At 65.8% G+C, this 20,000-nt stretch carries 14 protein-coding genes; all 14 read right to left on the bottom strand.

Annotation, left to right across the window (positions count from 1 at the left end; translation table 11 throughout):
• Nucleotides 1–135: 135 nt before the first annotated feature.
• Nucleotides 136–1,977 (bottom strand): type VII secretion AAA-ATPase EccA, encoded by a 1,842-nt coding sequence (eccA, locus tag AWC31_RS11275; RefSeq protein ID WP_110775040.1) that lies wholly within the window; start codon nucleotides 1,975–1,977, stop codon nucleotides 136–138.
• On the bottom strand, nucleotides 1,977–3,608 hold the full coding sequence (gene eccE, locus AWC31_RS11270; RefSeq protein ID WP_085144362.1) for a type VII secretion protein EccE: 1,632 nt from the start codon (nucleotides 3,606–3,608) through the stop codon (nucleotides 1,977–1,979). The genes eccA and eccE overlap by 1 nt, the downstream gene beginning before the upstream one ends.
• Complete coding sequence (gene mycP, locus AWC31_RS11265; protein WP_085144361.1) at nucleotides 3,605–5,356, bottom strand: type VII secretion-associated serine protease mycosin; 1,752 nt, start codon at nucleotides 5,354–5,356, stop codon at nucleotides 3,605–3,607. The genes eccE and mycP overlap by 4 nt, the downstream gene beginning before the upstream one ends.
• Nucleotides 5,353–6,951, bottom strand: a complete 1,599-nt coding sequence (gene eccD, locus AWC31_RS11260) for a type VII secretion integral membrane protein EccD (protein WP_085144360.1) — start codon at nucleotides 6,949–6,951, stop codon at nucleotides 5,353–5,355. Before eccD ends, mycP begins: the two co-directional genes overlap by 4 nt.
• Nucleotides 6,948–8,450, bottom strand: coding sequence for a MinD/ParA family ATP-binding protein (locus tag AWC31_RS11255; protein WP_085144359.1), 1,503 nt, complete (start codon nucleotides 8,448–8,450; stop codon nucleotides 6,948–6,950). The genes eccD and AWC31_RS11255 overlap by 4 nt, the downstream gene beginning before the upstream one ends.
• Nucleotides 8,451–8,601: 151 nt before the next feature.
• A complete protein-coding gene (locus tag AWC31_RS11250) occupies nucleotides 8,602–9,513 on the bottom strand; it encodes an ESX secretion-associated protein EspG (protein ID WP_085144358.1) in 912 nt (303 codons plus the stop codon).
• Nucleotides 9,514–9,613: 100 nt separating this feature from the next.
• The gene (locus AWC31_RS11245) at nucleotides 9,614–9,904 is read right to left on the bottom strand and encodes a WXG100 family type VII secretion target (RefSeq protein ID WP_085144357.1); all 291 of its coding nucleotides are present in this window, start codon (nucleotides 9,902–9,904) and stop codon (nucleotides 9,614–9,616) included.
• Between the two features lie 33 nt (nucleotides 9,905–9,937).
• Nucleotides 9,938–10,237, bottom strand: a complete 300-nt coding sequence (locus AWC31_RS11240; protein ID WP_085144356.1) for a WXG100 family type VII secretion target — start codon at nucleotides 10,235–10,237, stop codon at nucleotides 9,938–9,940.
• 162 nt (nucleotides 10,238–10,399) lie between these two features.
• Nucleotides 10,400–11,578 carry a PPE family protein gene (locus tag AWC31_RS11235; RefSeq protein WP_085144355.1) on the bottom strand — a complete coding sequence of 393 codons (1,179 nt, stop codon included), beginning with the start codon at nucleotides 11,576–11,578 and terminating at the stop codon, nucleotides 10,400–10,402.
• Nucleotides 11,575–12,846: an RNA-guided endonuclease InsQ/TnpB family protein gene (locus AWC31_RS11230; RefSeq protein WP_085144354.1), complete on the bottom strand. Its 1,272-nt coding sequence runs from the start codon at nucleotides 12,844–12,846 to the stop codon at nucleotides 11,575–11,577. The genes AWC31_RS11235 and AWC31_RS11230 overlap by 4 nt, the downstream gene beginning before the upstream one ends.
• Before the next feature lie 169 nt (nucleotides 12,847–13,015).
• Complete coding sequence (locus tag AWC31_RS11225) at nucleotides 13,016–13,285, bottom strand: PE family protein (protein ID WP_272937910.1); 270 nt, start codon at nucleotides 13,283–13,285, stop codon at nucleotides 13,016–13,018.
• 96 nt (nucleotides 13,286–13,381) lie between these two features.
• Nucleotides 13,382–17,611: a type VII secretion protein EccCa gene (gene eccCa, locus AWC31_RS11220; RefSeq protein ID WP_085144352.1), complete on the bottom strand. Its 4,230-nt coding sequence runs from the start codon at nucleotides 17,609–17,611 to the stop codon at nucleotides 13,382–13,384.
• Nucleotides 17,608–19,149 (bottom strand): type VII secretion protein EccB, encoded by a 1,542-nt coding sequence (gene eccB / locus AWC31_RS11215; RefSeq protein WP_110775039.1) that lies wholly within the window; start codon nucleotides 19,147–19,149, stop codon nucleotides 17,608–17,610. The genes eccCa and eccB overlap by 4 nt, the downstream gene beginning before the upstream one ends.
• 140 nt (nucleotides 19,150–19,289) lie before the next feature.
• The gene (locus AWC31_RS11210; RefSeq protein WP_133060137.1) at nucleotides 19,290–19,973 is read right to left on the bottom strand and encodes a C40 family peptidase; all 684 of its coding nucleotides are present in this window, start codon (nucleotides 19,971–19,973) and stop codon (nucleotides 19,290–19,292) included.
• Nucleotides 19,974–20,000 lie beyond the last annotated feature (27 nt).

Here is a 20,000-nt window from a genome sequence, read left to right as displayed (position 1 = left end):
CGCCGATATGTCGCTGCCTTTCCGACCTGTAGCGGTAACGCGGCTCGGGACGTGGCACAGGTCCGCACTGTAACAACCGAAAGGTGGCGGTGACGTCATGACCGGGCCGGTGGTGGCGGCTCGGCTCGGAATGGGTCAGGTGGTCGGAATGATCCAGTCGAGGTCGACGGCGCCCGGGACGGCGGTGGCCAGGACAGTTCGCAGTGCGGCGGCGATGTCGCGTTCGGTGATGGTGGTCATGGTCGTGTCGTCGACGTCGCCGGTGTCGAGTTCTTCGGCGATACGCAGCATCTGCTCATCGAAGCTCTCCTCGATCACATTGCGGATGAAGCGGCCGTTGCCGGCGACGTCGAGGACAGGCCGAGGTTTGCCGGGTTGGCCGTTGGAGTCGGTGGTCTCCACCTGGTGCTCGGCCAGCTTGGCGCACACCTGCTCCAGCAGCTCGCTGGCCGCCGGGTCGATGGTCGACTCTTTCTGGGCCGCTATGGAAGCCGCGATCGCGGACAGCTCAGTGGGGTTGTAGGACGCGAACCGGATCCGCCGCGGAACCCGGCTGCCCAGGCCTTCGTTGGACGCCAGGAATCGGTCGATCTCGTCGTCGTAGCCGGCGATGATCACCATGAGCCGGTGCCGATCGTTCTCCATACGGGCAAGCAGGGTGTCGACGGCTTCCTTACCGAAGGCGTCCCCGCCCGACAGGCCCTCCTGGATCAGGGTGTAGGCCTCGTCGATGAACAACACCCCGCCAAGAGCCTCGTCGATCTTCTTGTCTGTTTTCTCGGCGGTCTGCCCGAGATAGCCGGCGACGAAGTCAGCGCGTTTGGCCTCAACGACTTTCGGTGTGGGCAGAATTCCCAGGCCGCAATAGATGTTGGCCACCACGCGGGCGATGGTGGTCTTGCCGGTCCCCGGCGGGCCCGTGAAGGCCATGTGGTGACTGCGGACGATCAGCGGCAGGCCACGTTCCTCACGAACCTTGTTGACCTTCGCGGACGCCCGCAGCTTGTGCACCTGCCGTTTGACCTCGATAAGGCCGATCTGCCTGTCCAGTTCGGCCTCAGCCTCGGCGAGCAGCTCGGCTTGATGATCGGCCTGCTCAGTCTCCGGAGTGGGCTGGGTGTTCGGATCCCACGGATCGGTACGCGCTTCGATCGCTTCAGGGTTGGTCACCGTCAGCCGGCGGTCCTTGTCATCGAGCGCCTCACGTGCCGGGGCGAACTTCGCGTCGCGCGCGTACACCCGCCGCAACAGCTGCGCAGAATCGTCATGCTTGCCCAGGTGGCGCAGGCACATCGCTTGGGTATAGAGCGCGATCGTGGCCGCGTGCGGCACCAGTTCGCTGTCGATCGCGGTTTGTGCTCGGCGGAAGGCGTCCTCGAACACGCCCAATGAGGCCAGCGCCGTGCTGGCCATCGCGGCCGCCGCGGCACCGTAGACCGGTTTGCGCCAAACCTTGTCGACGGTGAAGAACCGCAGGACGTCGGGCCAGCGTTTGGCCCGGAAGTACAGCACTCCCTGGGCGTAGGTGTGCAGGTCGGCGTCGAACGGGTCGGTCGGTGCCTGCCCGGCCAGCACCTCGTCGGCGTCGGCGTATCGGCCTTCGCGGGCCAGCGCCGTCGCATAGGCGGTCAGCAGGGAATCGCGGGAGGTGATCTCCAGGCTCACGAACAGTCCGTCGAAAACCATTGGGCAGAACGAGGACTGCAAAACGCCGAGACGCTGAAATTCCCAGCCGAACGTTGCCCGCGCCTCGCACGCGCCGGCCAGTGTCTTGGCCGAGTCGTCGCCGGCCCGCACGCGGGCCAGCCAGGCGTCACACATCGACGGGTCGGTGTCGGTGGCGATCCGGAAGGACTTGGCCGCCACCTCGGGGTTGTTGCTGGGCATCATGTTGTTGACGCTCACCCCGGAGGCCAACAGTCCTCGGGTCAGCGCCTGGCGGGCCGCCTCCGCGTTCGCCATGTTCGTCACGGTCATCAGGCCACCCGCCCCCGCTTCTGTGTCCGGATCAGATTGCGCTCGGTGCTCAAGTCGGAGTTCAACCGGTGTGTGAACTCAGCGGTGCGGATGACGCACGTGTTCTCCGAGTCCTGCTCCAGGTGAACGTCAGCGACGCTGGCGGTGCGCGCCGGCACCAACCGTACCGTGATGGCCGCGCGGGGTCCGGCGGCCGCCCGGGCCGCACTGGATCCTGCCGAGGAGCGTGGATCGTCGTAGACCACCATCACGCCATCGCCGTTGTTCGGCAGTTTCGGTGGCAGGCCGGGAACGATGTGCAGACCCGCCCCGGTGGCATCGCGCCACACCTCCGGCCGCGACGACCGCACCAGTACCTGGTAGCCGATCGCGGCGTGGCTCATCGCCAGTTGCAGCAGCTGGGCGACTTCACCGGCCACAGTGACGCTGGCCGTCGACGCGGGTACCGCATTGGCCAGGCTGACCAGCAGCAGATGCCCGCTCATCGTGGAACCGATGATGACGCCAGTCGAGCCGATCGGCGCCCTCAGATCCTCACCGTCGCCCAGGCGCCGATGAGGAACCCTCAGACGCGGTGTGGGCGCGTCTGCCACGCTGGCCCGCACACCCAGGTCGTGTCGACCCGACAGAGGGTTGAGGCCCAGGATGGGGGCTTCGCGGAGCGGACCACCGGTGGCGTAGCGGACCAACAGCCCGACCTCGGTGGACCGGTCGGGCCCGGGCCGCAACTGCAGCGCGGTGGCGGTGTAGTCGCAGTCGGGAACCCAGACCCGGTCGAGCGTCTCGCTCGAAATATCCTGCGGCGACACCCAATACGCGGTGACCGAACCGCCATCATGATGCAGCCCCGTCCAGCCTGGACGAGCCGGCTCACCAACTCCGGCACCCGACATGGCATCGATGTCGGCGAGCTCGGCAGCGTCGACCACCCGGGCCGGGCAGTGCTGAGCGGTGAGCTCGGCGGCCAACCGCTGCGCACATGCGGTCAACGTGGCGGCCACCGATTCTCGGTACCGGACCGCGTCGACGTTGTCGTGGCTGTTCATCCGCAGCACGCAGACGGTGCGGCGACTGCCCATCGCCCCGTGATCGCCAACCTTGCGCGAGTACGTTGCCGCGTACGGGTGATGCTGGTTGGGCGCTCGGCGCCGACCGACGCTGAGCACATCAATCCCCGACAGCGTCACATCGAACTGCCGTAGCGCGTCGGCGACCACCGAGATCGGCAGACTCGCCGGTGATTGCACGCGGTTGTGGTCAAGCACCGAGGGAGTGTGCGAGCGGCCATCGACCGCAACCACCGCGATCAGCTCTTCGCCATGGGCACGCACCGCAGCGGCCGTCGGTGGCCACTGCGTCGTGTGATCGGCGGCCTCCTCAACCTCCAGCAGCCCCGTCGCCGGCCGCCGCCGCGCCACCCGCCCGACAAGGGTCAGCACATGCTCGCGGCGCCACGTCACCAGGAGAACAGCGACCACCGCCACGGCGACCCCGATCGACACCCACAGTGCGGCCTGGCCCGCCAGCGTCGACGAGACCACGATCAGAACCACTACAACGACAACGGCGAGGAACGCCACAGCCAGCCGTGCCCAGCTCGCTCGCACGCCAAGCGCGAACATCGGCTTCATCGGACCCTCCTCGATCGCATCGCGGTCAACCCCACAGTGATCACGCACAACGCGAGCACGCCACCGATCCCGCCGAGAGCGACCCACACCGGCGTCATGTTCCGTGGAGGCGGTGGAGGCGGGATGAACAGCGGCGATGAAAGGCGTTCCGGCCCAACACGAGCGCCCGGATCCTTCAAGTCCCAGGTCAGTGCGGCGACCGGATCGACGATGCCGTGCCCGACCTGGTTATCGACGCCGCGCGCCGGCGGACGAGCCGTGCTGGTGAGCCGATTGATCACCTGGTGAGCTGTGAGCTCCGGGTACTTGGCGCGCACCAGGGCCGCGACCCCGGACACGATCGCCGCGGAGAACGACGTCCCGGCCGGCGCGACCATGGCGTTGTCGCGGCCTTCGGTGGCGTTGATCAGCCCATCGTCACGGGGTGAGAGGCTGACCACGTCGGTGCCCGGCGCAGCGATTCCCACCCACGGGCCGGCGACGCTCAGATCGGTCAACGGATTGCCTGCGGAGTCCACCGCCCCGACCGTTAGGACGTACTGGTCGAACCACGCCGGCGTCACCACCGTCTTCACCTGCGCCCAGTTGCGCGGATCATTCGGTGTCATCGGGTTGTACGGCGGGTTCTGTTCGCAATCAGTGTTGCCGCCGGTCCCGGTATTGCCGGCGGCGGCCACGATCACCGCGTTCTTCTCCACCGCGGCGTAGCGCAGGGCGGCACCCAGCGCAGCCTGGTCGATCACGTTCAACGCGTTCATGCACGACACCGCACTGATGTTGATCACCTGGGCACCCATGTCCGCGGCGTGACGGACCGCCCGGGCCATCGTCTGGATGTCGCCGGCCTTCTTCCGGGTGGCCGGATCCTGATCACCGCTGAATGCATCCTTGGGGCTGAACGCTTTTGAGGACTGCCGGATCGAGATGAGCTCCACATCCGGTGCCACACCGGAGAATCCGTCGGCCGGCGGCGGAGGCGGCGGCGGTGGCGGTGGCGGGGCCGGTTCGGCCGGCACCTCGACGTCGTCGACGGGTTCTTGCGGGATGTTGAACCGGTTGCTCACCGCTTGCACCCGCACGGTTGTGCCGGTCGGCTGCCACGCCGACGGCGCGACACCCGGTTCCCCTGGCGGTGGCGGCGGGCCAGCCGGGGCCGGCGGCGCCGGGGTGGGCGGTGGCGGTGGTGAAGGGACTTGCACGATCACCGTTTGCGGCGGCGGAGGCGGCGGTGGTGCCTCGCTCGTCGGGACTGTGTCCGGCCGGCGGGTCTCGCGCGGAGGCGGCAACGGAGTCTTGCCGTCCATCGGCGCCGCGGCGATCAGTGATGCCACCCATGTGCCGTGCGCATCGCAGTCCGACAGACCGTCACCGCCCTCCATGACGTAGTCGCCGCCACCAATAAGGTTGGGCAGGCGCGGATGTGGGCTGACCCCGGTGTCGATCACGGCGACTTTCACTCCGGCGCCGCGTCCCCACCGCCAGGCCTCGGGCAGGTTGAGCATGTCCATGTAGCGCGGCTGCACCCGGTAGTCGGTGTCGGGAAGCGTGGCTACGCGCGTGCAGTAGGCGCCCTGGCGCATCGGTTCTGGTGGCCCGGGTGGACCGTCCGGCGGCAGTGCGCCCGGGTCGACGCTGGGCGGTTCGATCGCCCAGGCGGTCGGCGCACCCCACAGCGTGGAGGTGGCCACCAAACTCACCGCGGCGACGGCCGAAACCATCGGCGCCAGAAGGCGACTGGGCCGGTTCATGAGCGGTACCTGATCACGGCGAATACGTCCATCACCCAGAACGACAGCGGCCATACAGCCGCCAGCAGCAGGTACTCGATCCATTCCACGAACTGCTCGAACACCGGTGTGTAGGTGCTGCGCGGGACAATTACGGCGGCGATCAAGCCGATGGTCGGAAGCGCCACGATGAGCCCGCATCCGACGAGCAGTGCGGGAATCGACCAGAGCTGCAAGATGTATCGCAGCGCCACCACCACGGCGATCGTCACCGCGGTCACTGCGAGGATCGACGATTGCCATCGATCGGTGTAGGACCGGGCGTGCAGCAGTACCGCGGCGGCCACCACAGCGGCCAGCGCCACCATCAGCCACCGGCGCGGAGCATGAGGATCGCACAGCCCCAGGCACGCGATCACCAGCAAGATGCTGAATGCCAGCAGCATGCCCGTGATGTGGACCCGGGCCCGTTCGGTGTTGAGCGCCACCTGCTGTACCGACTCCGGGCCTTCCAGCACCGGCCGGCCGCCCACTACCACGACAACCTCACTGGGCAGATACGGCCGAGTCTCGAACACCCACGGCCGGCCTGGAGGCGGCATGACCGGCAGCCGGATCTTGCCGGCAATGCGGGCCAGGCCCGGGGTGACCTTCATCCCGACCATGGCCACCAAAAGCACACTGGCCAGTAGCACCGGAGCCGAGGTCACCAACAGCATCCGCAGCGCCCCGGTCACCAACGCGGTCAACCCAAGAACGATCACCGCCGTGCACAACGAGATGTGACGGCCCGTGTACCGCAACGTCAGTGCGGCGGCAGCCAGCGCCACTGTGGCCCCCAACGCTCCGTGCGGAGCCCCGAGCGGACCAGGCACGACCAGGGCAGCGGCGACAGCCGCAGCGGCACATCCAGTGAGCCGCAATGTGTCGGCAACGGTGACCTCGGTCTGCAATTCAGCCCACGCATGCCGGTCAGAGGAGTCCTCGTCGACGAGCGCACGCCGTGTCTGCCCGGACCGCATCGCGAGCACGGTCGCGGCCACGAGCAGCGCCAGCGCGATCATGGCCGCGGCCGCCGCCGGCAGGAACCCGTCGTGCCCGTAGCGCCACCGCGCCAGCACGGCCAGCACCACGAACACGCTCGTCGACAACATCCCGACACCGATGCGGGCAGCCAGGCCCGGGGTGATCTTCTGCCGGTTGCGGCGCAACTCCGTCGCGACGGCTGTGGTCACGTTCTCGATAACCGGGGTGCGGGATTCGGTGTCGTCGACGAACTGCAACCACAGTTTGGTGCCGTCGACCACGCCCTGCTCGGCCAGTGAACGCGACGGGCGCAGCATGGTGCCGTCAACCCAGCACAGCGCCCACCGGCCCCGCACGACCTTTCCTTTGCCATCGGTCGCGCCGGCCGGTTGCAGCTTCGGACGTCCGATCTGATCAAGCCGCTGGTTGGACAGATCGACCAGGGCCGACATGTGTCGCGACACCGGGGCCACCGCATCGAGCACGACCCCGAACTGCACGTCGGCCACCATCAACGCCACCTGGACCCGGTTGGCCGATGGCGACGGGGACGCCGACACCCCGCTCAAATGCGGCTGCACGGCCGTCATCGCGGGCTCACCCCGCCGGGTGTGGGAAATCCTTCCGCCACCCATGCCGCAATTTCGGTGTAGGCCAACCGAGTTGGCTTACGCAGGGCGTCGAAGTCCAGGACCGCGCCGTCACGAAGATGCTCGTCGAACGGAACGAACTTCACCGCACCGACCCGAGGTTCCAACGAGTGCGTGACCGCGGTGACGAATTTCTTTTCAGCGCAGTCGTATATGTCGTTGAGCACCACCACCGACCGGCGAAGAAGATCATGCTTTCCCCGGGCAGCGAGCCAGTCGATGGTCTGTTCGGCGGCCGCGGCCCCGTCGAAGTTCGCCGTGCCCACGATCACCAACGCGTTCGCCGCACGCAACACCGCCGGCATCACCTGGTGCTCGGCATCCCCGCAGTCGATCAACGCCAGCTGATAGAACCGGCGCGTGCGAGCAAGCGTCGTGTTGAACATGTCCGGTGTCAGACCCAGCGGGTTGGCCACATTCTGGTTTCCGGCAAGGACTTCCAGGCCCTGCGGGTTCTGGCCGGTACGTGCGCGCGACTGAGGATAGGTGTCGGTGTGCTTGCGCTTCTGGATCTCCTCGCCATCGGCGTGGTACTCGCGGATGGTGGACGTGGCGCGGGGATCGACAACGCGGCCGAGCGCACCGTAGGTCGGATTGGCGTCGATCGCGATAACCGGCTCATTGCGATACATCGCAAACACCGTGCCGATACCTGCCGTCGTGCGTGTCTTGCCGACACCACCCTTGATCGACAACACCGCAACCTGGTAGTTCCCCGGAATGTTCCCCGCGATCTGGGCTTGCCGCTCCAGCTGCAGCCGTTCGGCCGGTCCCGCACCGAGATTCACCAGGTGCCCGGTGCCCACGTACACCGCGTGGCGCCAGCCCTCCTCGGGTGGTATCCGCCGTGTCTTGACCAGATCGTCGTGACGAAGATGGCGGGTCGCCTCGCTGGCCCACGCCGGCGCGAGCGACCCGCTACTAGCTGCCGCCCAACTCGCAATCTGCAGCGGCGCTGAGGATTCACTGTCTGATCCGGGCCGTGAGACTGCAACACCGTGGGCGTCGGGGTACGGCTGCCGCGCGTGCCACTGCCCAGTCTGGCTGCCCTGATGCGCTTGATGCTGTCCGTTGACAGGCTGGTGCTGGCCCGGCTGCTGGTACTGCCCGGAGTACTGCTGCGGCCACTGGCCACCTTCGGCAGCGGCCGGTGGTGCCGGTAGGGGTCGGCTCGCAGGAGCCTCAGCCTGCCGCTGATCGGAGCGTCGGGCCACGTCTGATTGAGCCGCGTGCCTCGCGATCACCTCGGCGACCTCGGCCGGCATCGGGCCCACGATCGTCGGGTCATCAACGGGCCGGCTGGGCTCGCTGACCTCCGGCTCGGGAGGCAGGGCGGGTTCGGTCAACGGATCCTTCTTCCCCTCGGCCACCTCGTCCGCGCTGTCGCCGCGACCGGCTTGATCGCTGAAATAGCGCGTTGCGAAATCCTGGTTGTCCATTTCTTAATCCACCCCAATTGCTCACTCTGTCGGGCTTTGCACCAATCCTATGGCCCGCAAATACCGCTTAGCGACGGTCAACCGTGACTTTCCGTGATCCATTTGCCGGTTCGAGTCTTGCCGCTATGACCAGTCGTTATCGGTTCGCATGTCATGAACGGCGATGTGTCTCCCATGACCGCACTCCCACCCCTGCCAACACCGTTCTGACCCCCTGCTCGACCTGGGCAGCGCTGCCCGGGGCGATCGTCATCCACTCCTGCGCCGCCCCGCGCACCGAGGGCAGCTGATAGAGCACGACCCTGCCAGCATCGCTGTCTCGGACGTCCAGTGTGGAAGAACTGGCGTGTACCGCCGCTTCATCGTGAGCGCGCGCATACAGCACCGCCTCGGCCACCGGCGCATCCATGAGTTCACCGAGCTCGACGAGGTCGGCCGCCCGCACCCCCATGGTGCGCAACGCGGTGTCACGCTGCGGCGAATCCGCCTCAAGGCCGGCCCGTTCAGCGGCCGCAGTCAGGATCTCCTCCAAGGGCACATTGATCGCGGTCATCCGCGACGGCCCACATGGATGCAGAGTGTCGAGCAATCCCACGACAAGGTCGGCCAGCCAACGAGGGTCGCCGCCGCCGTCGACGTCGTCAATCGTCACGTCATCGCCCGCACGCACGGCCGACACCCAGCGTCCGTCCTGACGCGCCAGCACCACCCTCAACTCCCCCTCCGGAATCGACCGCCATGTGCTCGGATCGTTGAGATCCGGAACGGACTGCTGCCGCGCGCCCGGGCCAACCTGCACGGCCACCTCGACGTCGGGAACCGCAAGCACCCGAAGCCGCCGGGCCACTGCCTCGATAACGCGCCCGTCTGGGCCTACCAGGCCTTGCTCGCGTAAGGCTTCGACCGCAGGATTGCCCTGGAGCCAGTCATCGGTGCGGGCAGCGCCGTAGGGCCACGCCGCCAGTTCCGGTGCCAGGCGCGGGATTCCGAGCATGGCTTGCAGCACCCATAGGGCTGGCATGTTGACGGTCACGTCGGCCGCAGTCTCGCGTGTCGCGCTCATGGTTGCTCTCGTTTCTGGGTGTCGTTAATACCGCAAAGCGGCGGCACCCGTGTCGCAGGGTGCCGCCGCTTCTCGCCGCGATGAGTCGTTGGGCGTGGGCCTAGATCCACGAACCGCCGACGGCGCTGTCGGTGTGCGCCATGTTGTTGCCGGCTGTGCGCACCTTGTTGCCGTGCTCGCTCAGCGCCTGGTAGATGGTTTGGAAGTTACGGCCGAGCTCGGTGACGAACTGGGTGTAGGCGTTGCTGCCGGCGCCGCCCCAGAACTCTGCGGTCGCTTCGACGTCGCGCAGGATGGCCTGATGCACCGCCTCCAGCTGCCCGGCCTGGGCGGTCAGGGTCATGCCGTGATGGTCGACGTCTTCGAATCCGTACTTCATCGGTTGTGACATGGTTGTTTCTCCTCAGGATGTCGGGGGTTGTCGTTAGCTCGACAGGATCTGGCTGGACTCGTGCTCGCGCGTCTCGTACTCGTCCGCACTGCGGTTGAGCTTGTCGCTGACGTCCTGCGTCATCGAGACGATGTTGCGGAATGCGCGCATCATCTCTTCGAGCGTCCCCGACGACGTCGTGTTGGCGGCGCCCGCCCAGCCTGCGCCGGAGATCGAGTTCGCCGACGCCCAGGCCCGGTTGGCCTCAGAGTCGATCGTCTGGGAGTGTGCGTGGAACTTGCCGGCGTAGTCGCGCATCGCCGCCGGATCGCTGAGGAAGTTCGCCACAGGCATGTGCTTCTCCTTGTTGTGGAAAATGGCCGTTCAATTTTGTGTTTGCTGTCCGCAATTCGAAGTCTAGTGGCGGGGTATGCCACTGCAACGGTCAAAAGAAATTGGTTGGAAAAATCTTTGACCCCCTCTTTGTGTCAATCACACAGGATCCTGTTCGCCTGCTCATCGCGGATCCGGAAGTACCCGTACCACCGTTCCGTAGCGGGGCTGCCCGCCGTCCCCCTGGCCGTCACGGCCTCCCATCGCGCCCACCGGTGCGCCGGCCATGCCGGTACCGGATGCTGGCACCGCACCAGTCGGTGTGGTCGCCGAGGCGGGTACCACCGTGGTGCTGCTTGTCGCATTGGTCTGGGTGCCGGCCGCCCATGTCGCCGGCACCGACAGTCCACTGATGCTTCCGCCTCGACCCAGGGCCGCTGACACCGGACCGGCTCCCCCGCTGACCAGGCCGCCACCCCCGCCGCCGAGTGCCGAAAGAGCGCCCGTGGGAGTGGCGGTGACGCCCGACGCGTTGACGGCGCTGGTCAACCCGGGGTTGTTCAGCGCGCCCATCAGCGGGCTCAACAGCGATTGGAACTGGCCCATGCTCTGCAAAGGTGCCGTCGCTGGTTGAGAAAACCCTTGCAGCGCTTGCGGAATCATGCTCATGAACTGCGGCCCCATGGACAGCATGGACTGCGCGTCCATGTTGCCGGGCATCGAGGTGGTTTGCAGGCTCGCGTTGGCGACTTTCTGGCTGGCGTTGCCCGCGGCCTTGCCGCCCGCCTCAGTGACCGCCAAGCCCTGCGCGGCCAGTCCGGCCGGGTTGGTGTTCGGCGGCGGTGGGATGAACGGGGTGGCCGCAAGACCACTCGACAGCCCCGCCGCGTCGGCGGAGTAGCCGTAGAGCACCGTGGCGTCCTGTACCCACATCTCGTCATAGGCGGCGATGGTGGCCGCGATCGCCGGGGTGTTCACGCCGAGGAAGTTGGTGGCGATCAGGGTTTGCAGCGTGTTGCGGTTGGCTTCGATGACCGCCGGCGGAACCACTCCGGCCCGGGCGGTCTCGAACACCGCGGCCGCCTGAGTGGCGGCCAGACCTGCCGCCTCTGACTGTGCCGCGGTGGCCAGGATCCACACCACATACGGTGCGGCGGCGGTCGCCATCGACAGTGACGACGGTCCCTGCCAAGAGGTGGCTATCAGACTGTCGACGACAGCCTGATAGGCCGCGCCGACGCTGCCGAGCTCGGCGGCCAGTGCGTGCCACGCCGCCGCGGCAGCGACCATGGGGCCCGAACCCGGTCCGGCGTACATCCGGCCAGAGTTGATCTCCGGAGGAAGCGCACCGTAATCAGTCATCTTTGACCTCCTCCCGCGAGTGAAGATCGCGGGATTCCTTCTGCCACTTCGGTGGCATCAGGTCTTCTCGCTTGCGCGAGCACACCCGTTTGCGCGGGTGTTGCCCCCGGTCCGGGGGTGAGCGCGGGCGCGGTGGCCCGGGCGAGGATCGTTGCAGCCGCTTGAATGTCAGCATGATCTTCGCGGCCACACGCAACGCACCGAAATTCCGCTTGGCTCTTACGGTTTTCCTTGGCTGTGTGGCCACAGGCGCGGCATTCCAGACTGCTATACGCGGCAGGCACCTTCACCAGGACGGTTCCCGACGCCGTGGTCTTCTGTTCTAACCGCCGGGCGATCAACCCCCAACAGTTCGCATAAATGTTGCGGTTCAGACCGGTCTTGCTGGCGGCTCCATTCGGCAGGAAACGACCAGGAATCGCTGGGTCAGGTTTCGGTTTCGGTGCCCGAACCATGTTCCTGATGTGCAGATCTTCAACCGCGATCACTGCGTACTGCGAGGCAACTCTGGTTGTGGCTTTCTCAATCCAGTCCTTACGCCGATCCGCCACCCGAGCGTGCAATCGGGCGATGCGGGCTTTGACTTTTGAGCGGCGGTTCGAGTCTTTGCGGCAATTTGCGAGCTGCCGCTGCAGTTTCGCCAACCGTTGGCGCTCCGCCCGCCGCATCAAGGGAGCGCGCAGCATGGTCCCATCCGAGAGGGCGAGCGTCGTCGCTACGCCACGGTCGATCCCGACCATGTTGTCCCCCCGTCCCGGTGTTCCGGGCACGGCGGACTGGGGCTCAGGGAAGCTGACATGCCAACGCCTGTTCGAGTAGGTAATCCGGGCCATGCCCAACGTCCCTGCCGGTAGGGGTCGCGATATCCGGAACTTCACCAACCCGAGTTTTGGCACAAACACTTGCGACCATTTGCGATTGACGACCTCGACGCGGGTGTCGCGGATACAGAACCCTTCATTCAGGTGTTTACGCCGCCACGTCGGATGCCGATAGACGCCACCGAAAAACCCGGCTACCGCGCGATCGAAATCCCGCAATGCTTGTTGCTGCACAGACGACGACCCCGCCGCTAGCCAGTCGTAGGCCTGACGCGCTTCTGCCAGTTGTTTCTGCCGCGCCGCTGGGCCGGGGCCAGATCGTCCTGAGCGGCCCCAGTTGAACTGCTCCAACGCAAGATTCCACACGTAGCGCGCGTCTGCGCAGTGCCGTTCCAGCATGAACCTGGCCTGGTGTGCAGACGGATACATGCGGTAACGGTGCGCCATAGCTATGCAGCCTGTTTCCTTGCGGGAGCGGTTCTCTTGGCCTGTACGGAATCCGGCGTTCGGGCCCGTCCGCGGATTACCAGACCGCAGTCGTTTATCCAGCGACCAAAGATCGTGCGATTGCGGCGGGGAAGGGTCTCGGTCATCGCTGTCTGTGGCTTTCGTCGCCCTACATCGACGCCAGGATGTTGAGGGCTTCGGTGGCTTCGTAGCTGCCGGCGCCCACGCCCATCGTGGTCACGAACATCTCGTTCACCGCCGTCGCCACCCCGCCGGCCGCCTGGTACACCCCGCCATGGGTGGCGAAAGACAGAGCCAGCAGCGCCGAGGTTGGATCCGCTGCCGGCGGAAGCACGCCGGTGGTCGGAGCCGCGACGGCACCGTTGGCTGCCATCATGGTCGAGCCGAGCGCTTGCAGTTCACCGGCAGTTGCCACCATTGCTGCAGGGTCGTTATGGGTAAACATGAGTTCCTCCCGACGTCACGATTTCAGACTCAGCATAACGGCGGTCTAGGGGTTGCGCCGCAGCCAAAATCAAGCATTCTCAATACCCACCGGAACCCATCCCACCTGCACGTATGATCCCGATCCACCGGTACCCATCAAGAATCCGCGCCCTTGCGGCATGGGATGGCCTTTCCATCTTGCGCGGACAAAGCCTTCGTCTGGATCGGAATCCATCACCAGCAAATCTGCATTTGCTTGCATCATTGTTGCTAGCAGGGGATCGCGTCCCGCCACGCTCATCCAGCCACCGAATTGACGGCTGTAGATGATGTGGAGCCCGACATCTTCGGCCGCATTTGCTGCCTCTATCAACGGTGTGAACACGTGGTTGTAATTGCCGCTCGGCAGCCGCTCGGCATCATCGATCACCAGGAAGATCTCCGGACCCGTCCAGGACTTCTCGAACGTGGCATCGATCGTGAGGTCCGCCTGCGGGAGCCGGTCGGCGAGAACCTTGCTGAGACGTTCGGCCAGCTGCCCGGTGGTGTCGGTGCGGTAGGAGAAGGCCTCCACGTAGCTGTCGTCGAGCACCCGCAGCAGCCCGCGGCTCGGACTGATCAACCACACCTGCGCCGTGGGACGGGCGTCGTCAGCAGCGCGCACCGCTTTCGACGAGCCGGGCGCATAGACCCGGCCGATCTCGCTCATGATCGCCGCACATGTCGTGGTACGACCACATTGCCGGTTACCGGTGATCACCAGGAACGGCGAGCGGGCGTTGTCCAGGCCCACTGGCAACGAGAACTCGTTGACCGCCCACACCGCACCCGTGTGCTGATGAGCCGCAGCCGACTGGCGCAGCTGCGCGAGCTCGACGCGAGTGGGAAGTTGGCGCACACGCGGGGCCGGCCGGTAACCCTTGGCCAACTGCGCCACCCTGGCCACCACACTCTGTGCTTCGAACACCCGCTCTCCGGTTCCTCGCAGAGCGGGGCGCGCCATCATAGTGTGCAGGCCGACTACATCCCACCCTTCGCGCAGGTAGTTCTGCTTGACCATGCCGCGGCCCGGGCGGTTGCTGGGTACCTTCTTGGCTTCCGAGGACTTCACCAGGCGCACGTTCGTCTCGTCGGCCTTCAACTCGATGCGGCCTTCGTTGAAGAGGTCACGCATCTGGGGCGACAACTCCTGGGGCTTGCTCACCGCCACCACCACGTGGATGCCGAAGCTGCCGCCTTCGCGGATCAACTTGTTGATCTCGTCGACGAGAACCTCTTTGCCGCGGAATGTCGACGCCGGGTCTGAGAGGGCCGCGAAGTTGTCGACGACCAGGTAAACATCGCCGAACCGGTCCTGGGCCACCGGATCATCGGAGGCCTGCTCCCCCACGTGCCGGCGCAGAGCTGCTTTGCGCTTGCGGAACTCCTCCATAGAGGTCACGCCCCACTCGAGGAATCCGCGACGACGCAGGGTCAGCAGTTCCAATAGCTCTGACACCGTTCGCCGAATGGCATCTTCTTCCAGAATGGTCGCGACCCGGCCGACGTGCGGGAAATCGCTCACGCTGGCCAGCGAGGTGCCCGACAAAGCCAGCACGTAGAACTGCACCTGTTCTGGCGTATGGGTCATCGCCGCGGCACAGATCAGGTCCACCAGCGTGGTGGTCTTACCCGAGCCCTGACCGCCGAGGACCATCAAATTACCTGTGCCGTCGGCCAATAGCGGTTGCTGGTCCTGCTTGAACGGTCGGTCGATGACGCCGATCGGGAACATCAGGTTGGGCTGGGCAGCGTAGCGCTCATCCCACGGCCGGCCCAGATACATCTCCACGACGTCGTCGATAGTGCTCGGCGTGTCCAACGGCGGACCGAACAGCCGATGCGGTTCGAACGGGATCGCGCGGAGCTGGTCGATGATGACTTCACCGACCTTGGGCTTGCGAATAGCGCCGTCGTCGTCGGACGAGGACGGCTGACTGTCTGTCTCGACAGGCGGCGCCGGCTGCTCGTCCACTGTGTCACTGGGCTCGTCGACGATGATCGGTGCCACCGTGAACAGCTGTGGCTCAAAGTATCCCAGTGAACCCGTTGACAGGTCGGTATCGCTGTCGTCGTCTTTGACCGTGCCAGGTTTGCGATAGTCCCGCCACATGTACTCGAACTGAATCTTGGTCAGATCGTCTGTCAGGCCGACCCGCAGATACCCGAGTCCCTTCTTGTTCGGCAGGTTCGCCGACGCCGGAACCCCGGACGCGGCGGCACTGGCCGTTGAGTCGGTTCGTAGAGCCAGCCGATAACGAATGTTCGTCGTCAGCTTGTCCGCCCGCGAGTCCACCTCCTGGCTGGCCAGCAGAAGATGAACCCATAGGGAACGGCCCTGTCGGACGATCTGGTCGAAGATGACCGGTAGGTTCGGGTCCATCTTGAAGCCCTCGGTGAACTCGTCGACCACAACGAACAACCGAGGCATCGGAGCCAGCTGAGGACCGTTAGGGTCGCGGGCGGCGTCGGCTCGACGGCGGTTGTAGTCCTCCGCGTCGCCGGCATCGATCGCATCGCACATCGCCTTGCGTCGGGCGATCTCGCCGAACAGCGCGTCGACGAACCGGCCGAGCTGTGTCTGGTCATCTTCAAGGTCGGTCATGACGCACGACACGTGAGGTGCTCCGGTGAACGGCTTCACACCGGCTCCGCCCTTGAAGTCAGCGAGAACCAGTTGCAAAATCTCCGGCGAGTGACCCAAAAGCAGGCTGAGCACGAAGGTTTTCAGGCCCTCGGTCTTGCCGGATCCGGTGGTGCCGACCATGATTCCGTGCGGGCCGGCAGCCGTCTCCTTGATGTCGAGTGTCAGCAGCTCCCCGGTGTCTGCTCGCGTGCCGTACGGAGCTTTCATCCGGTCGTCGGACAAGATGTCCCTGCGCGGCCCCCACAACGCGTTGAAGTCGATGTTCGCCGGGTCGTCAATGGCGTAGTAGCTGAGTATGTCGCGGGCAGGCCCAGTGCCCAGATCCTCAGCGACATCGATCATTTCGTACGCTTCGGAGAGCCGCAGCCGCGCCATACCCAACGCGAAATTCTCCGCATCCTCCCGGTCCATCTGGTCGGCGCGGGCGAAGAACGTCGGCTCGTTGTCGAGTTCGGGGGCGAAGGTGTTGAGATCACGCGGAACCGCGTCGATGTCGCCGGTCGAACTCACCCGCAGCAGGCGCTGTGGATTTGCGCTCGTAGGCACCTGGCCGCGTAAGTCGAAGACCGTAACACCCGCGACGCCCTCAGAGTTGATCAACGAGCTCCACGCCGACCCCTCGGTCACATCGCTGATGATCACCGTGTGCGGAAGGGGCTGGATCTGATCCTTGGCCGCGCCGTGGCGCGGATTGAACCGGTCCCGGCCCTGCAGAACTGCGCTGTATTGCGCATCGTAGAAGTCGCGCACCGACGAGTAGACCATCCGCAAACCGCCGGCGGCGTCCTGGACGCGGTTGTCGGCGACATGGGGAAGCCACTTGAGCCAATCCCACTCCTCCATGTCATCGGTGATCGCGATCAGCTGCAGGTGATCGGGCCCATGAGAGAACACCATCTGGCACACAATCGCGCGCATCAACGCCAGGACGCGTTCGCGATCGCCATCCAGCCGCCAGCCCGGTTCGACGAGCAGGGAAATCAACGCCGGCGTTCCATAGGTGACCTGCTGGGCACGCACGAACTCCTGCAATGCGACGCCGGTCGCCGGCTCCATCTCGATATCGGTGGGCATGTCGGCCGGCTCGTTGAAGGACACCGCTTGTGCCTGCTTCAACGACGTCATTCCCACACCCACACGGATGACGCCGAACCAGGTATCGCGCCCGGCCGGGCTGCGCTCCCACATCCTGCGCCCACCGAGTGCGGCTTCCAACGTCGACGTCGGCGGGTGATACCAGCGGAAGTTCTCATCCAGATCATCTGCGGCCCGGTCCGAGTCCCGCCGCAGCTCATCAAGTTTCACCATGAACTGGGCGCGCAGCGCGTCCATCTTGCCTCGCGACATCTGGTTGCCGCCGCCGAACCGGCTACCGAACAGCATCGCAATGATGCCGCCGACCATCAGGATCGGAAAAAACGCACCGACCCCGTTGAAGGTCCGTGCACCGCTGGCGAACGAGACCACCACGATGCCGCCGACAAGCCCGATGACGCCGATGGCCACCACAACCAGCCACCACGGCTTGCCCTCGGGCACAGGAACTTTCAAAGGAGCCAGCAGATTGATCTGCCGGGGCGTGATTTTGCGCGGGGCCTCAAGAACCGTTTCGCGACCAAAACTCTTTTTCACTTCGGCTGCCTCAACTCCCCTGGCTGCTGATCTGTCGGCAAAATGTCATGAGTCACCGCCGCATCCGCTTTCGACAACACCGGGCCCAACGTCAGCAGCTTGAGCACCACCCACGGTGCCGGGATGGTCGCTGTGCCAAACCCCAACGCGCGCTCTGTGTCCTGGTCGCGAGGCACCCCGAAACGAGCACCCCACTCGGAGATGAACCACTGCGTTTCCACGGTCGCCGCGGCCGGATCGTTGCCCGTGGATGCCACGTAGTTCGCCGCGTCCGGCCCGAAATACACCTTGCCGGCCAACGCGCCGGACGGGTCGGGCTTGGCCCTGGAGACGACCCTGTCGACCTTGTCGGCCGCGATAGGCACCGTCGGGCCCGACACCAGCGACGTCTGCGCACGGCCCTCTCCGATCGTCTTCTGCCACCACCAACACGTGGCCGGATTGGCCTCGGTATCCACCAGCCGCAACCGTTGATCCGGATAGGCCGAGACGTCCAAACTGTCGATCACCGGCAGGTCTGCAAGCGCAGGGCCGGCCAGGACTGGCATCGCTGCACCGGATCCGTTGGCATTCTGCAAGATCTGCGCCACCACCGGTGACACCGTCTGCATCCCAGTGGCCAACACCACCGAGTACGTGGTGTCGCCCCCGACTTGAGGTGTCGACACCACCGTGCCCACCGGACCCGGGGCCTTCGGAAAGCTCGCTGGCTCACCGAGTTTGGGAATCACCGGCACCGACAACGCCGAGCCGACCGGTATCGCGTCGAACAAGGCCTTGCTCATCGGCCGAGCCGAGGAGATGTCGTCGGCGCTCACCCCCAACGCCAGCAGCACCGGACGCTGAGCCGGGTCAACCTTGGAGCGGCGGCCGTCGCGGATCAGCCATACCCCGTCGTTGTAGCGCAACAGCGCGGCATCCTGCGGGTCGAGAACCCGCCGGCGATCGGACAGGTCAGGCTGGCCGTCAATCACCGTCACCGTCACCGGTTCAGGGGCGCCGGCGCCGAAGGCCTTCGTGACCGCATCGCACACCAGCCACGACGATTTGGGCGGGGACGTCACCGCCAACTGGTCCGGGGCGCCGGGAATACCCACCAGCGTTCCTCGCGGTCGCGATTCGATCTCGCTGTTGCGGACCCGCACAGGGTTGTCCGGAGATCCCGCGATCAACCGCGCCGACGCCAGATTCAGAACGGGCCGCAGTGTTTCACCGACCCGCACATACAGGGCGTTCGTGTTCTGGTCGGCAACGATCTTCGACTGGCCCGCTGAACCTGCCGGTCGCAGAAACGACCAGAACAGGGCGCCGAGGCAGATCACCACCACGACGGTCGCACCGGCCAGATGAGCCATCGACTGCCTGCGGTGCTGATCGGACTCCATGCCGACATACCAGCGGGTCAATGCCGTGACGGCACGCCGCGCATTGAACTGGTGTGCGGTCACCTGCACTCGAGTTGCATAGCCCAGCCCGCGGCCCCGCCACCGCGACCCGCTTGAAGCCGCGTTCTGATCCGGTTCTTGCTGCTCAGCCACCCCGTCTACCTCCCCGTCCGCCCGGGCGAACGCATTCGCGTATCCCCAAACTAACGGTGGCCAGCACCCTCAACCACACCAAAATCCATCGATTCTCGCCCGATCACTGCCTCCCGGGACTGAGGCGGATGACCTGGTGGTCAGGCAACCCGCTTGACCACAATGGGCCCCGAGGGAATCGGCGAGTACTTCACAACCTCGCGCGAATTCGGCGCTTCAATCTGCATCGTCGGCGACACCGCCAGCGCCACATGCTCAGGAACCCCGGGAGCCGAGAAATTCTGCAGAATGATGTCGCCGGCCCGGATGTCGCTGCGCGACACCGGCATACCCACACGAATCTGCTCATACGTAGTACGCGGCAGCTCGATTCCCACACTCGCATAAGCCTTTTGGACCAGCGACGAGCAATCCCACACATCAGGGCCATTCGCACCGAGACGGTACGGCTCACCGAGCTGAGCCTTGGCGAACGCGATAGCTCCCTCGATAGTCCCGTTCGGCGCGCGGCCCTGTCCGAACAGCGCACTGACCTGCTGCTCCGCGCCCGATGCGCCGCGGTGACCATTCTGACCGCGGCCGAGTGAGGTGAGGCCGGCCAAGGCCTTGAGTCCGGGGATACCGCCACCACCACCACCACTGGTGGGCATGCCGCCACCACCGAAGCTGGGCATCCCCATCCCGCCCATCATCCCGCGACCACCACCCATAGCCGCGGACGCCCGGTAGGCCTGGGCCAACTGACGCACCCGCGCGGCCACCAACTTGTTCTGCGCCTTGGTGGTATCGATCTGCTGCTGCATCGCGGCCAGGCGCTCATCCATCGTCGACACCATCAACCGCGAACCCGC

Origin of the sequence: Mycolicibacterium wolinskyi (genome assembly GCF_002101965.1) — a bacterium.
Taxonomy (GTDB): domain Bacteria; phylum Actinomycetota; class Actinomycetes; order Mycobacteriales; family Mycobacteriaceae; genus Mycobacterium; species Mycobacterium wolinskyi.
Note: the sequence above shows the minus strand (reverse complement) of the source record. Positions and strands in the feature narration are given on the sequence as shown.